Raw genomic sequence first — 13,109 nt, forward strand, 5'->3', positions numbered from 1 at the left:
GAAACCACACTGACCGATGAAACTGCTTACCTGCCCCATGAACGGCCTGCGCAACATCGACGAGTTCCAGTCCTTCGGCCCGGTCCGTGCGAGGCCCGATCCGGACGCAGCCGCCGACAGGGAATGGTCGCGTCACCTGTTTCGTGCCGAGAATCGCAAAGGCGTCGTGACCGAGTGGTGGCGGCACGTTCCGAGCAACTATTTCTTCCTGGCCGAGCGCGATCTCGTCAGCAACGAGATCATCCGCACCTTCGACGCTTCCGAATTGCGGGACCGCGCATGAACCGGCTGCCCGCCCCTTTCGGAAGCCGAATCGATCGAAGTCGGCCTATCCGCTTCACCTTCGAGGGCAAGCCCTTCGAAGGCCTTGAAGGCGACAGCATCGCCAGCGCGCTCGCCGCTTGCGGCCAATGGGCGTTGTCGCGCTCATTCAAATATCATCGACCGCGCGGCATCCTGTCGATGACCGGGGCCGACGCCAACGCGCTGGTGCAATTGCCATCCGAACCGAACGCCGCCGCGGAGTGCACGCCGATCAGCGAAGGGCTGCGGGTCAGCGCGCAGAACGTCAACGGCTCGCTCGAGCGCGACCGCGATGCCGTCATGGACAGGTTCGGCCGCTTCCTGCCGGTCGGCTTCTACTACCGCACCTTCATGGGTCCGCGCAGCAACAGCTGGCTGAAATTCTGGGAGCCGATGATCCGCCGCAAGGCGGGCCTGGGTGTGGTCGACACCAAGGCACCGCACCGGCATTTCGACAAGACGCATCTGCATTGCGATGTGCTCGTCGTCGGCGCCGGGCCGGCGGGATTAAGCGCCGCGATCGCCGCTGCCGAAGCTGGCGCCGATGTGGTGCTGTGCGACGAGAACCCTGAGATCGGCGGCTCGCTGAGCTATGGCCGCCACGATCCGGCGATCCTCCCCGGTCTGTCGTCGCGGCTCGAGGCGCTGCCCAATCTCAAGCTGCTGACCGGCACCATCTCCAATGGCTGGTACGAAGACAACTGGCTGCCGCTGATCCAGGGTAACCGCCTCCACCGCACACGCGCCCGCGACCTGATCCTGGCGACCGGAGCCATCGAGCAGCCAGCCGTCTTCCGCAACAACGACCTGCCGGGGATCATGCTCGGCGGCGCCGCCCAGCGGCTGATCCGCCACTATGGCGTGCGGCCCGGCCAGAGTGCGGTGGTGCTGGCCGCCAATGACGACGGCTACCGGACGGCGCTCGATCTGCTGGACGCCGGCGTGTCGGTCGTCGAGCTTGTCGATCCGAGACCTGCCAATGAGGCCGGTCCGTTGGAGGCCGAACTCCGCGGCAGAGGTGTCGCCATCCGCAAAGGTGCAACCGTCGAGGCGGCGGAAGGCACGGCCGGAAATCGTCACCTTACCCGCGTCCGTGTCGACGGGGGCTGGATCGCCTGCGACCTGCTGACGGTTTCGATCGGCCAGGCGCCGGCATGGCAACTGCCGTGCCAGGCCGGCGGCAAGGTCGGCTATGATGCCGCGGCGGGAGCCATGACGATTACGCTTCCGCAAGGTCCCGTCCATCTCGCCGGCGCCGTTGCCGGATCGGATGATCTTGAGGATGCGATCGCCAGCGGCCGGCGCGCGGCGGCAGCCGCTCTTTCCCGGCTCGGCCATACAGTGGCGGCAGAATCTCCGCTCCCCCGTAAGAGCGTTCGGCCGCGCTATGTGCAGCCTATCATCGCCGACCCCAAGGGACGTGACTTCGTCGACTTCGACGAGGACCTGCAAGTCAAGGATCTGCAGAACGCGACCAAGGACGGCTATCGCGAGATCGAGCTGGTCAAGCGCTTCACCACGGTCGGCATGGGCCCGAGTCAGGGTCGCCATTCGGCCTTGGCGACCGCCCGCATCGTCGCCGAGGCAACCGGTAGGACGGTAGGCGAGATCGGCATCACCACGGCGCGTCCTCCGGTAGGGCCGGAAACCCTCGGCGTGCTCGCCGGCCACCACGAGGCGCTGGAGCGCCGCACGGCGCTGCATGCGCGGCACATCGCGCTGAACGCCGCGATGAAGCCGGTCGGCGCATGGTGGCGGCCTTATTACTATGGTGACGCAAGCAGCGCCGAGGAGTCTGTTCGCGAGGAAATCCTCGCCGTGCGCGAAGGCGTCGGCCTGCTCGACGTCTCGACGCTGGGCAAGCTGGAGATCCGCGGGCCGGACGCCGGCGAGTTCCTCGACCGGCTCTACACGATGGCGCATGCCAATCAGCCGGTGGGTCGTGTCCGCTATTGCCTGATGCTCAACGAGATGGGCTCGGTGATCGATGATGGCGTCGCCTACCGGATGGCGCAGGACCAGTTCTATGTGACGGCCACCACCGGCGCCGTCGCGCGCGTCTATGCCGACATGCTGTTCTGGAACGCCGAGTGGCGCCTGAAGGTCGACGTGCTCAACCTCACCGGCGCGTTCTCAGGCCTGAACGTCACCGGACCCAAGGCGCGTTTGGTGCTGGAGGCGCTGGAGAGCGACATCGATTTCAGCCCGGACGCCTTCCCCTATCTCAGCGGCCGCGAAGGCATGGTCGCCGGTGTTCCGGTGCGGGTGATGCGCATCGGCTTCACGGGCGAGCTCAGCTACGAATTGCATTGCGCTTCGAGCCTGGCGCCCAGCCTCTGGGACGCGGTGATGGCCGCCGGCAAGCCGCACGGCTTGCGTCCCTACGGGCTGGAAGCGTCCCGCATATTGCGCCTGGAGAAAGGCCATATCCTGATCGGCCAGGACACGGATGCGATCACCACGCCGGACGAATTGGGGTTCGGCTGGGCGGTCTCGAAGAAGAAGCCGTTCTTCGTCGGCAAGCGCTCCATCGAGATGCGCGCAAGGCTCGGCCAGACCCGCAAGCTGGTCGGCCTGGAGGTCCCCGCCGGTGCCGGGGACATTCCCGGTGAAAGCTGCCTGGTGCTGCGCGGCGGCGTCCCTGTCGGCCAGATCACGTCGGTCGGGTATTCCCCGTCACTCGGGCGCCACATCGCGCTCGCCTATGTCCATGTCGACGACCAGGCGGAAGGCAGCCGCGTGACGGTGAAGTGCCGGAATGGTGAACTGGTCGAGGTGCCGGTCGTCGTCCACGCCTTCTTTGACCCGACCAACGCGCGGCAGGAGATCTAGATGGCCGCCGGCACCGCGATGCGCATCTATCCCTTCATGCCCGGCGGCGCGGCCGGCAGCACGAAGCTGATTTCCGACGCGGTCGTGCTGAGCGACCTCACGGGCCGCCCGCGCTTTGGTCTGAAAGGCGGCGGCAGTGCCGCCTGGCTTGCCGCGCAGGGCGTTACGCTGCCGGCCGTCAACCGCATCGGCGACCACCGTGGCATGCGGGTTCTGCGCCTCGGCAACGAGGACATCCTCCTTCTCGCTGAGAGCGCCGGCGAGACGCTCGCCGAAGTCAAAGCCGCCTGGCAGGCGGCGGCGGCGCCAAAAGGTTTTTCGTCATGGCGCGAGGAAGGCTGGGCATGGATGCGCCTTTCCGGTCCTGGCCTTGCCGAAGCGATGAGCAGCCTTTGCGCGCTGGACCTGCGACTCCAAAAATTCGGCGCCGACGATATCGCGCAGACCCGCGTCGGCAATATCGAAGCCGTGACGTTCCGTTCGCCGACGGGTTTCGACATACTCTTCGACATCACCGCGTCGGCCTATTTCGCCCGCGCCGTCGCTGCGGTGGCCGGCCACCAGCATAGAGGACATTCATGACCCGCCCGCAAGGAACCATCGCCCCGATCCTGACGCCATTCGAAGATGACGGCCGCATCGCGCGCGATCTCTGGATCTCCCACGCCAAATGGGTGCTGGACCAGGGCGCGCATTTCCTATCGCCCTTCGGCACGACGGGCGAAGCGCTGTCGTTGTCCTTGCGCGAGCGCATGCAGGCGCTGGAATGGCTGGTCGAGGCCGGCATTGCGCCCGACCGGCTGATGCCCGGCACCGGCGTCACCGCGCTCCCTGAAACGGTCGAGTTGTCGGCCCATGCCGTCGGTCTCGGCTGTGCTGCGGTGATGGTGCTGCCGTCCTTCTTCTACACTGGCGCCGGCGACAACGGCCAGGCGCGCTATTACAGCGAGCTGATCGAGAAGGTGGCAAAACCTTCGATGCGCGTGATCCTCTATCACATCCCGCAGAACTCCGGCGTGCAGGTCAGCCCTGCCCTGACGGCGAGGCTGAGCAAGGCCTTTCCGGACATGGTCGTCGCCTATAAGGACAGCGCCGGCGACTGGAACAACACGGCCGCCGTCATCGCCGCCGCGCCCGATATCTCCGTGTTCCCAAGCTCCGAGGCGCAGCTCACCAAGGGTCTGGCGAACGGCGCGGCCGGCTGCATTTCGGCCACCGTCAATTTGAACGCTGCCGCCATTCGCCGCCTCTATGACGCGGCCCGAAAGGGCGAGGGCGTCGCCGAAGCCGATGCCGCCATCCAGGCTTTCCGAAAGGTGATCCAGGATGCCGGGCTGATCCCGGCGATGAAGGCGGTGCTTGCGGTCAAGTCCGGCGACCGGCGCTGGCTGAACCTGCGCGCGCCGCATGAGAATGTGACGCTGGAGAGCGGCCAGGCGCTGCTTACCGCTCTCGGCAGCGCCGCCGATCATATCGGCCGCGATTGAGGTCGCAATGTCGGCGCGCCCAACCGTCATCCTGCACACCGACAAGCCTGCCGGCGCGCTTGCGGTGCTCGCCGAGACGCATCCGGACCTCGATGTCCATGCCTGCGACACCTATGCCGGCCTGCCTGCTTTGATCGAGCGGACAGGCGCGGAAGTGGTCTATTCGATCCGCTTCGACGGCACGCCGCGCTACCCCCGCCAGGCCCTCGTCGAGAGCTCGACGGTGAAATGGGTGTCGATCGGCGGCTCCGGCACCGATCATCTCGGGCGCTGGGATCCCGCGCATGTGACGGTCACGAACTCCGCCGGCGTCGCCGCCGGCATGCTGGCCGAATATGCCCTCGGCGCCATGCTCTCCTTCTCGCTCGACCTGCGCGGTTTCGAGCGCCGGCAGCAGGCCCGCCAATGGGGCGGCGGCCGCGTCGAGCCGATCGAGGGCAAGACCGTCCTCATTGTCGGCCTCGGCAAGACCGGCGAAGCCGTCGCGCGCCGCGCGCAGGCGATGGGCATGCACACCCTCGGCATCCGGGCGCGACCGAAACCGATGCCGTCGCTCGACGAAGTGCGCGGCCCCGACGCGCTGCTGGCACTGATTGGCCGCGCCGATTTCATCGTTTGCTGCGTGCCATTGCTGCCCACCACGCGCGGCCTGCTTGGCGAGGCCGCCTTCGCCGCCATGAAGCCGTCCGCCGTCCTCATCGACATTTCGCGCGGCGGCGTCGTCGAGGAAGCTGCACTGTTGAGCGCGCTCGACAACGGGCGGATCAAGGGCGCGGCGCTCGATGTCTTCGCCACCGAACCGCTGCCGGCCGAACATCCGCTCTGGGTCTACGACAACGTCGCCGTCACCCCGCATTGCGCGGCGGTCTATGACGGCTGGAACATCAAGTCGGTGCGCATGTTCGCCGACAATTTGGCGCGCTACCGCAAAGGCGAGCCGCTGGAGAACGTGGTCAATCCGGAACGCGGGTACTGAAAGCAATTCCAGGAAAAGTGCGCAGCGGTTTTCCGTCCGGAATTGCGAGAACAAGAATCGAAGGGGAGTAGTCTGATGTCACAGGACAGGCGCGGCGGCGGCCGCAGATCGAAGCTCGGCCGCAGCGGCGGCGGCATCGCGCAACTGCCGTGGCAGAGTGTGAAAAACCCCTATCCACCCATGCGGCTCCTCGACGACGAGCGCATGGAACAGCTGCACAAGACATCGATGCGCATCCTGTCCGAGCTCGGCATCCGCGTTATGAGCGAAAGGGTGATGGACCTGTTCGCCAAGGCCGGCGCCATCGTCGATCGCGAGGAGCGGATCATCCGTATCGACGAGAGCCTCGTCACGGAGGCCCTGCGCAAGGTGCCCTCGTCCTTCACGCTGACCAGCCGCAATCCGCAAAAGCAGGTTCATCTCGGCGGCAATTCGCTGGTCTTTGGACTGGTCGCCGGTCCGCCCAACGTGCATGACCGCATCAACGGCCGTCGCCAGGGCAATCTCCCCGACTACCAGAACTTCATCCGGCTGGCGCATCACTTCAACGCCATTCACATCATCGGCAACCAGGTGGTGGCGCCGATGGAACTGCCGGCCAATGCGCGTCACCTCGACACCTATCACGCCAATCTGACGCTCAGCGACCTCTCCTTCCATTGCACGGCGATCGGCCGCGCCAGGGCCATGGATGGCATCAACATGATGGCGATCGCGCGCGGCATCTCCGTCGAGGAGATGCGCGCCTCGCCCGGCGTGACGACGATCATCTCGATCAACTCGCCGCGCCTGTTCGACGACGCGATGGCCGAAGGCCTGATCGCCATGGCCGAGCACGGCCAGCCGGTGACGGTGACGCCCTTCACGCTGATGGGCGCGATGACGCCGGTGACGCTTGCCGCCGCGCTCTGCCAGCAGAATGCCGAGGCGCTGTTCGGCGTAACGCTGACGCAGCTCGTCAATCCCGGCACGCCGGTGATGTACGGCGCCTTCACCTCCAATGTCGACATGAAGTCGGGCGCGCCGGCTTTCGGCACGCCCGAAAACGCCAAGGCCAACATCATCGCCGGTCAATTGGCGCGGCGCTACAACCTGCCCTACCGCACCTCCAACGCGAACGCCTCCAATGTCGTCGACCTGCAGGCCGCTTACGAGACCGAAATGGCGACCTGGGGCGCGGTGCTCGGCGGCGCCAATCTGATCTACCATGCCGCCGGGTGGCTGGAGGGCGGGCTGACCGCGTCCTACGAGAAGCTCGTGCTGGACGTCGAGATCCTGCAGAACATGATTGAGTTCCTGCGGCCGCTGCCATTCCAGGAGGACGACCTCGGCTTCGACGCCATCAAGTCTGTGCCGGCCGGCGGCCATTTCTTCGGCGCCGAGCACACCATGTCGCGCTACACCACCGCCTTCTACCAGCCGATGCTGTCCAACTGGCAGAATCATGGCGCCTGGCAGGAAGCCGGCGGCAAGGACGCGCTGGAGCGCGCGAGCGAGCTCTGGCAGCAGGCGCTGCACGACTATGAGGAGCCGGTGATGGATCCCGCGATCCGCGAGGAGCTCGACGCCTATGTCGCGCGCCGCCGCGAGGAGATCGCCGCCAATCCGGAAGCTTAGGAAAGCAGCCCGGTGCGTTATGATCTCGTCATCCGCCAGGCGACGCTGATCGCCGGCGACGGCTGCAAACCATTCCAGGCAGACATCGCCGTCACCGGCGACAGGATCATGGCGATCGGCCGGTTGGACGATGCGCAGGCCATCGAAGAGATCGATGCCAAGGGCAAGATCGTCGCGCCTGGCTTTATCGATGTGCACACGCATGACGACGGCGCTCTGCTCGCCCCGCGCGGCATGGACCCGAAGATCAGCCAGGGCGTGGCGACGGTGATCGCCGGCAATTGCGGCGTCAGCCTGGCGCCGCTGCAGCTCGACAGGACCCCGCCGCCGCCCTTCACGCTGGTCGGCGGCCGCGAGAATTTCCGCTTCGACCGCTTTGCCGATTATGTTGCGGAGCTGAAGCGCCGCGGCATCGCCACCAACGCGGCCCTGCTCGTCGGCCACACCACCTTGCGCCAGCGCTGCATGCCGGTGACCGACCGACCGGCCAATGAAGCCGAAACGGCGCGGATGAAGGAGGCGGTCGCCGAGGCCATGGCGGAAGGCGCGTTCGGCCTCAGCACCGGGCTCGACTACCCGCCGGCCGTCAACTCATCGACCGACGAGGTCAAGGCTCTCGCCGCCACAGCGGCAGGCCTGGGCGGTCCGTATGTCACCCACACGCGCAACTATTTCGAGGCGATGGACGAGGCGATCGAGGAAGCGATCGACATTGCCGGTCATGCTGGCGGCAAGTTGTTCATCTCGCATCACCAGTGCACCGGCCGCGCCAATTTCGGCAAGAGCCTGCCCTCTCTCGCGCGCATCGACCGGGCGCGCGAGACGATGGACATCGGCATGGATGTCTATCCCTATGCCGCGAGTTCGACGGTGCTTCGGCTGGAGCGCTGCGACACCGGCTTGAAGATCCTGATCACCTGGTCCGATCCGCATCCTGAGATGGCGAGGCGCGAGATCGCCGACATCGCCCGCGAATGGAACTGCACCGAGCGCGAGGCCGGTGAGCGGCTGTTGCCGGCAGGTGCCGTCTATTTCCAGCTCGATGAGGAGGATGTGCGCAACATCATCGCCCATCCGCGCACCATGATCGGCTCGGACGGCCTGCCGCACGACATCCACCCGCATCCGCGCCTCTGGGGCACCTTTCCGCGCGTGCTCGGACATTATGCGCGCGATGTCGGCCTGTTCAGCCTGGAGGAGGCGGTGTTCCGCATGACCGGCCTGCCCGCGCGTGAGTTCGGCATCCAGCAGCGCGGCATTCTCGCGGAAGGCAATTTCGCCGATCTGGTGATCTTCGATCCCGAGACGATCATCGACACCGCCACCTTCGAGGAGCCGCGCCGGCCAGCCGCCGGCATCGAGCACGTCTTCGTCAACGGCGTGTCGGTGTGGCGCCAGGGCAGAGCCACAGGAGCGCTGCCGGGCGCGGTTCTCAAACCCTCAGCTTCAAAGACAATTGTCAAAGGGACGTGCGGCTGCGGCGCCGGTCACAGCCCCTCATAGATCCGGTCGACGCTTTCCAACGTGTAGGCGAACTCCACAGGCCGCGTGCAGCGCCAGCCATCGAAGGGCTGGCCGGCAAGCGCCTTCAGGGCTTCGGCCAGACGCAATATGCCGCCGCCATAGAGCCGGTTCGCCATATCGAGCATGCCGGTGCGGTGCATGGCTTCCGTCATACTGCCGCAGGCTTCCTTGACCAGCCAAACGCGAAAGCCCTGATAGATCGCGTCGAACACGGTCTCGGTCACGCAGCTGTCGGTCAGCACGCCGGCGACGATCAAGTTCTCGGTGCCGAGCGCGGCGAGCCGCTGCGAAAGATCGGTCCGGCGAAAGGCGCTCGGCCAATGCTTGTGGATGACGATGTCGCCGGGCAACGCCGCCACCTCGGCGCAGATCGCGGCGCCTTCACTCTCGGCGACTGCGGAGCGGAACACCTCCGTCAGGATCTCCTCCTGCCGCGCATAGCCGTCGCGTTCCTCCAGCTTCACCCAGGCCTGCGCGTGGATGACGGCTACGCCCGCCGTCCGAGCGGCCTCGATCAATGCTGCTGTGTTGGCAAGCACCGCGTCGTAGCCGACGACCGGCCATGCCGCGCCGGGGCGGTATTCATTCTGCAGGTCGATGACGAGCAAGGCGGCCTTGGCGAGGTTCATGGCTGGTCCAGGTGATTGTCGAAGTCGGTAACGAAGCGGAAGAGCAGACGTATCGCCTGATCGAGATCGGCGATCTCCATCGCTTCATGCGGATTGTGGCTGCCCTTTTCATTGCGCACGAAGAGCATGGCGGTCGGAATGCCCGCGCCGGCGAACATGGCTGCATCGTGTCCTGCTCCGCTCGGCACATGCGGTGCTCGCATCTGCAATTCGGTCGCGGCGCGATCCAGGCCCGCGATCAACGCGGGTGACATAGTCGCCGGCTCCCAGGTGAAGCGCGGCCCGAGCTCGAAGGTGACGCCGCGTTTGCTACCGGCTTCGGCGAGAATGTCATGGAGCCGTTTCTCGATACGGTCCAGGACGGCTGCTTCGGCGCTGCGTGCATCCAGCGTGAAACCGAGCTCGCCCAGAACCCGGCTGCCGCCATGCTGCGCGGGATCGGACTGCACGCGGCCGAAGGTGATCGTTGCTTCACGCCCTTCGCGTTCGAGCGCGTCCCACTCCTTCTCGAGACCCGCAATCAGATCGGCGAAGCCGAGCACACTGTCATGGCGGGCGAAGCGCGGCTCGGCGCCGGAATGGGCATAGGCGCCAAGGCATTTGGCGTCGACATAGCGGAATCCGCCGGCAATCCCGGTAACGATGCCGACCGGCGCTTCGGCTGCGATCAGGCGCGGTCCTTGCTCGATATGCACTTCGATAAAGGCCGCGATCCGGCCGGCATCGATGCCCGGCATGCCCCGCCGCACGGCATCAGGGTCGAACCCTTCCTCGCGCATGTGCTCGGCCAGTGTGCGGCCGCTGTCGGAGCGCCTGGCTTCGAGCGCCTGCGGCTCCAGCAGGCCAAGCACCGCCTGGCTGCCGGGGTAGGACAGCGGAAACCAGACGGCTTCCTCGGCGCGCGTCGCCAGCACGATGAGGTCGCGCGACAACCGGATGCCCTGCCCGACCAGTTCGGCCATGACCGCCAGGCCCGCCGCGATACCGGCCACCCCATCGAAATTGCCGCCATGCGCCACGCTGTCGAGATGCGAGCCGATGACGATCGCCGGCAAATCCGGGTCACAGCCTTTCAGCGTCAAATACAGGTTGCCGGCGGCATCGACGCGCGCGACGGCGCCGAGCCTTTCCGCCTCCTTGCGCACAAGATCATGGGCGAAGTGTTCGCCGGCTCCGTAAGCGACGCGCGTGATTCCCGGCGCGTCCGTCGTAGCTTCGGCGAGCGCGTCCAGGATGCGTCCCGCCAGTTTGCCACCGGCCGTCAGTGAGCTCATGAAGCGACCTGCTGGGCTTCGCCCGCGGCGCCGCGCAGTCGGTGCGGCGTGAGATCGCCCAGCGAAACGCCTTGTCTGGCGACATCGCCCGGCAGGCCGCCGCCGGCGATCAGGCTGGCGCAGACCCGCGACAAGGCCGGCGAAGTCTTGATGCCGTAGCCGCCCTGCCCGACCAGCCAGACGAAATCCGGAAACTCGTCATCCGGCCCGACCACTGGCGACGCGTCGGCGACAAATGTCCGCAAGCCCGCCCAGGAGCGCGACACGCGCTGCACCTCGATCGTCGTTGCCCGTTCGAGACGCTCGGCGCCGATCGCAACATCGATGTCTTCGGCAAAAGCGTCCATCGGCTCCGACGGCGTCGCATCGGCCGGCGAGACGAAGAGTTGCCCGGCATCCGGCTTGAAATAGAACTCCGCGCCGACATCGTTGACCAGCGGCCAGTCGGCGATGTCGAGACCAGCCGGCGCCGGAATGTTGAAGGCGGTGCGACGCTTCGGCTGCAGACCGACCGGCCGCACCCCTGCCATCATCGCGATCTCGTCACCCCAGGCGCCGGCCGCGTTGACGATCATCGGCGCAAGAAATGTCCCCCCTTCCGTCTCGACCCGCCATTGGCCGCCTTGCCGCCCGATGCCCCTGACTCCGGCCTTGGTGACGATGCGCGCGCCGCGCGCCCGGGCGCCGCGCAAAAAACCCTGGTGCAGGCCGTTGACATCGATATCCATCGAATGCGGCTCGATATAAGCGCCGGCGAGATAATCCCGGCGCAGCACCGGAACGCGCGCGATCGCCTCGTCCGGCGTCATCGCGGCGATCGAGGGAACGAGCGCCTGCGCAGCCGCCAGGTCCTCACGCAGCAGGTCGAGCTGGTCGGCGCGCGCCACGGTGATCATGCCGCGCTTGCTGAGCAGCGGATAATCGCAAAAACCCGTCGGCGGCTCGGTGAGAAAGGCCCGGCTTGCCAGCACGATGCGGCGGATGACGCCGTTGCCGTAGTTTTCGGTGAAGCTTGCCGCCGAACGTCCCGTGGTGTGATAGCCGCAATGGCTCTCGCGCTCGAGCAGCACGACATTCCTGGCGCGCGAAATCTCGAATGCTGCGCCGGCGCCGGCCATGCCGCCGCCGACGATGATGACTTCGGTCTGCTCGCTCATGGATCCCCCAAAATTGTTGCGCGCGCCACCGCGGCCGGCTCGCCCAGGCGGCCGCCGCGCGCACGATCGCGGGCGCCCCGCCCTTCGGCCAGATTCTCGGCTAGCGAATTCTGCGAGGCACAATCCCGCAAAGCGAGGTCGCTGACAAAAGGCACCGGCTTGCCGGCGAGGGCCATACCTGTCAGCCGCGCCCAGACGGCGCGCCGCTTGCGCACCTGATGCGACTGCAACTCGCTGATCTCGGCGATCCCGCTCTCCCGCTTGATCTGCAGTACGCCAGCCTCAACGGCCGCGTCGAATAGCTCCAGCCCGCGCTTCGTGCGCACGATGATGCCATTGAGTGGCTCGTCCTCGACGGCCGGTCCGCCGTTCAGCCAGGAATCCGATACCGCGATATCCGCCACCTGCCCGATCGCGTCGGGGCAGATCTTGCAGCGCGGCTGGATCATCCATTTGTCCTCGTCTTCCCAGAGCTGCCGGTAGCTGATCTCGAAGGCGCGCCCGTCTTTGGTTTCGATGCGATTGAGGCCTGGATTGCCGTGCCCCCGGTAGCGGAAGAGCGTTAGTTCCTCTTCGCTTAGCCCGAAGCGTTGCAGCACCTGCTCCGACTTGGTCAGGTCAGAGGCCCCGCCGCAGACGAAGGCGAGCGCATAGCGCATATATTCGTCGACGCGCGGATCGAGCCGCGCCAGGTTTCGCACCGCTGTGATGTCACAGGGCTTGGCCACCAGCGCGAACGGCTCGCCACGATCGAGGATGGCGTTGAAATCCACCAGCGTCGCCGCCGGCCCATAGCGCGAGCCTGCACCCTCGAGCACCGAAGCGGCATCGAAGCTCAACTTGCGTTCCGTGCGCATCGGCATGGAACGCGAGGCCGCGACATGCAGCACGAACTTGACCCGGCCGGAGTCCAGCAGGAACCGCCCGAGCGCCGTCAGTGTCCCGCCGCCTGAGCCGACAAACCGCACCGTGGGGTCAGCCGCGCGGCCGAGCACCAGCCGCTCGACAGGTCCCCAGACAGTGTCCGTCAACGCGGCTACATGCATCTGGACCGGCGGCGGACCGGCGATGCGCGTTCCCGGGCAGACGGCGTTGATCTTCGCCAGTGTCGGCTTATCCAATGCCCGCAACGCAATCGGTCGTTCGCGTCCTTCGGGCGTCATGACCATGTCGACGTCGCCGGCACCGGCGATCGAACGGCAGAGGCCGCAACCGATGCAAAGCCCGTTCTCGACGATCTCGCCGAGCGACAGCGGATCGGCCGCGAGCGGCGCCGTGTCCTGGCTGCATCTGGTCTCGATCAGGCCCAT

Annotated in this window: 11 protein-coding genes; 7 read left to right on the top strand and 4 right to left on the bottom strand. The window is 66.5% G+C overall.

The features are described from left to right. Positions 1 to 16: 16 nt before the first annotated feature. The 7 genes from O7A05_RS03310 to O7A05_RS03340 all read left to right on the top strand — a co-directional run bounded on the left by O7A05_RS03310 (position 17) and on the right by O7A05_RS03340 (position 8,718). Positions 17 to 283 (top strand): sarcosine oxidase subunit delta, encoded by a 267-nt coding sequence (locus O7A05_RS03310; protein ID WP_337091526.1) that lies wholly within the window; start codon positions 17 to 19, stop codon positions 281 to 283. Beyond that, positions 280 to 3,135 (top strand): 2Fe-2S iron-sulfur cluster-binding protein, encoded by a 2,856-nt coding sequence (locus tag O7A05_RS03315; RefSeq protein ID WP_337091527.1) that lies wholly within the window; start codon positions 280 to 282, stop codon positions 3,133 to 3,135. Before O7A05_RS03310 ends, O7A05_RS03315 begins: the two co-directional genes overlap by 4 nt. Continuing rightward, positions 3,136 to 3,717 carry a hypothetical protein gene (locus O7A05_RS03320; RefSeq protein ID WP_337091528.1) on the top strand — a complete coding sequence of 194 codons (582 nt, stop codon included), beginning with the start codon at positions 3,136 to 3,138 and terminating at the stop codon, positions 3,715 to 3,717. It begins immediately after the preceding gene. Then, the gene (locus tag O7A05_RS03325; RefSeq protein WP_337091529.1) at positions 3,714 to 4,622 is read left to right on the top strand and encodes a dihydrodipicolinate synthase family protein; all 909 of its coding nucleotides are present in this window, start codon (positions 3,714 to 3,716) and stop codon (positions 4,620 to 4,622) included. The genes O7A05_RS03320 and O7A05_RS03325 overlap by 4 nt, the downstream gene beginning before the upstream one ends. A 7-nt stretch (positions 4,623 to 4,629) precedes the next feature. Next, the gene (locus O7A05_RS03330; RefSeq protein ID WP_337091530.1) at positions 4,630 to 5,598 is read left to right on the top strand and encodes a D-2-hydroxyacid dehydrogenase; all 969 of its coding nucleotides are present in this window, start codon (positions 4,630 to 4,632) and stop codon (positions 5,596 to 5,598) included. A gap of 75 nt (positions 5,599 to 5,673) precedes the next feature. Beyond that, complete coding sequence (locus tag O7A05_RS03335; RefSeq protein ID WP_337091531.1) at positions 5,674 to 7,215, top strand: trimethylamine methyltransferase family protein; 1,542 nt, start codon at positions 5,674 to 5,676, stop codon at positions 7,213 to 7,215. Positions 7,216 to 7,227: 12 nt separating this feature from the next. After that, on the top strand, positions 7,228 to 8,718 hold the full coding sequence (locus tag O7A05_RS03340; protein ID WP_337091532.1) for an N-acyl-D-amino-acid deacylase family protein: 1,491 nt from the start codon (positions 7,228 to 7,230) through the stop codon (positions 8,716 to 8,718). Here the strand turns inward: O7A05_RS03340 and O7A05_RS03345 are convergent. Genes O7A05_RS03345 through O7A05_RS03360 form a run of 4 tightly spaced genes read right to left on the bottom strand, consistent with a single transcriptional unit; the run spans position 8,703 to position 13,109 of the window. Next, positions 8,703 to 9,368, bottom strand: a complete 666-nt coding sequence (locus O7A05_RS03345) for a cysteine hydrolase family protein (protein ID WP_337091533.1) — start codon at positions 9,366 to 9,368, stop codon at positions 8,703 to 8,705. The genes O7A05_RS03340 and O7A05_RS03345 overlap by 16 nt on opposite strands. After that, on the bottom strand, positions 9,365 to 10,642 hold the full coding sequence (locus tag O7A05_RS03350) for a Zn-dependent hydrolase (RefSeq protein WP_337091534.1): 1,278 nt from the start codon (positions 10,640 to 10,642) through the stop codon (positions 9,365 to 9,367). The genes O7A05_RS03345 and O7A05_RS03350 overlap by 4 nt, the downstream gene beginning before the upstream one ends. After that, positions 10,639 to 11,799, bottom strand: a complete 1,161-nt coding sequence (locus O7A05_RS03355) for an NAD(P)/FAD-dependent oxidoreductase (RefSeq protein ID WP_337091535.1) — start codon at positions 11,797 to 11,799, stop codon at positions 10,639 to 10,641. Before O7A05_RS03355 ends, O7A05_RS03350 begins: the two co-directional genes overlap by 4 nt. Next, positions 11,796 to 13,109 (bottom strand): Coenzyme F420 hydrogenase/dehydrogenase, beta subunit C-terminal domain, encoded by a 1,314-nt coding sequence (locus O7A05_RS03360; RefSeq protein WP_337091536.1) that lies wholly within the window; start codon positions 13,107 to 13,109, stop codon positions 11,796 to 11,798. The genes O7A05_RS03355 and O7A05_RS03360 overlap by 4 nt, the downstream gene beginning before the upstream one ends.

The sequence above is a fragment of the Mesorhizobium argentiipisi (SeqCode) genome (genome assembly GCF_037179585.1).
GTDB lineage: Bacteria > Pseudomonadota > Alphaproteobacteria > Rhizobiales > Rhizobiaceae > Mesorhizobium > Mesorhizobium argentiipisi.

Bases quoted from the DNA above. Each gene is read 5' to 3' on its own strand.
- O7A05_RS03345 (WP_337091533.1), bottom strand. From the start codon at position 9,368: ATGAACCTCGCCAAGGCCGCCTTGCTCGTCATCGACCTGCAGAATGAA.
- O7A05_RS03310 (WP_337091526.1), top strand. From the start codon at position 17: ATGAAACTGCTTACCTGCCCCATGAACGGCCTGCGCAACATCGACGAG.
- O7A05_RS03325 (WP_337091529.1), top strand. From the start codon at position 3,714: ATGACCCGCCCGCAAGGAACCATCGCCCCGATCCTGACGCCATTCGAA.
- O7A05_RS03360 (WP_337091536.1), bottom strand. From the start codon at position 13,109: ATGGGCCTGATCGAGACCAGATGCAGCCAGGACACGGCGCCGCTCGCG.
- O7A05_RS03330 (WP_337091530.1), top strand. From the start codon at position 4,630: ATGTCGGCGCGCCCAACCGTCATCCTGCACACCGACAAGCCTGCCGGC.
- O7A05_RS03350 (WP_337091534.1), bottom strand. From the start codon at position 10,642: ATGAGCTCACTGACGGCCGGTGGCAAACTGGCGGGACGCATCCTGGAC.
- O7A05_RS03320 (WP_337091528.1), top strand. From the start codon at position 3,136: ATGGCCGCCGGCACCGCGATGCGCATCTATCCCTTCATGCCCGGCGGC.
- O7A05_RS03335 (WP_337091531.1), top strand. From the start codon at position 5,674: ATGTCACAGGACAGGCGCGGCGGCGGCCGCAGATCGAAGCTCGGCCGC.
- O7A05_RS03355 (WP_337091535.1), bottom strand. From the start codon at position 11,799: ATGAGCGAGCAGACCGAAGTCATCATCGTCGGCGGCGGCATGGCCGGC.
- O7A05_RS03315 (WP_337091527.1), top strand. From the start codon at position 280: ATGAACCGGCTGCCCGCCCCTTTCGGAAGCCGAATCGATCGAAGTCGG.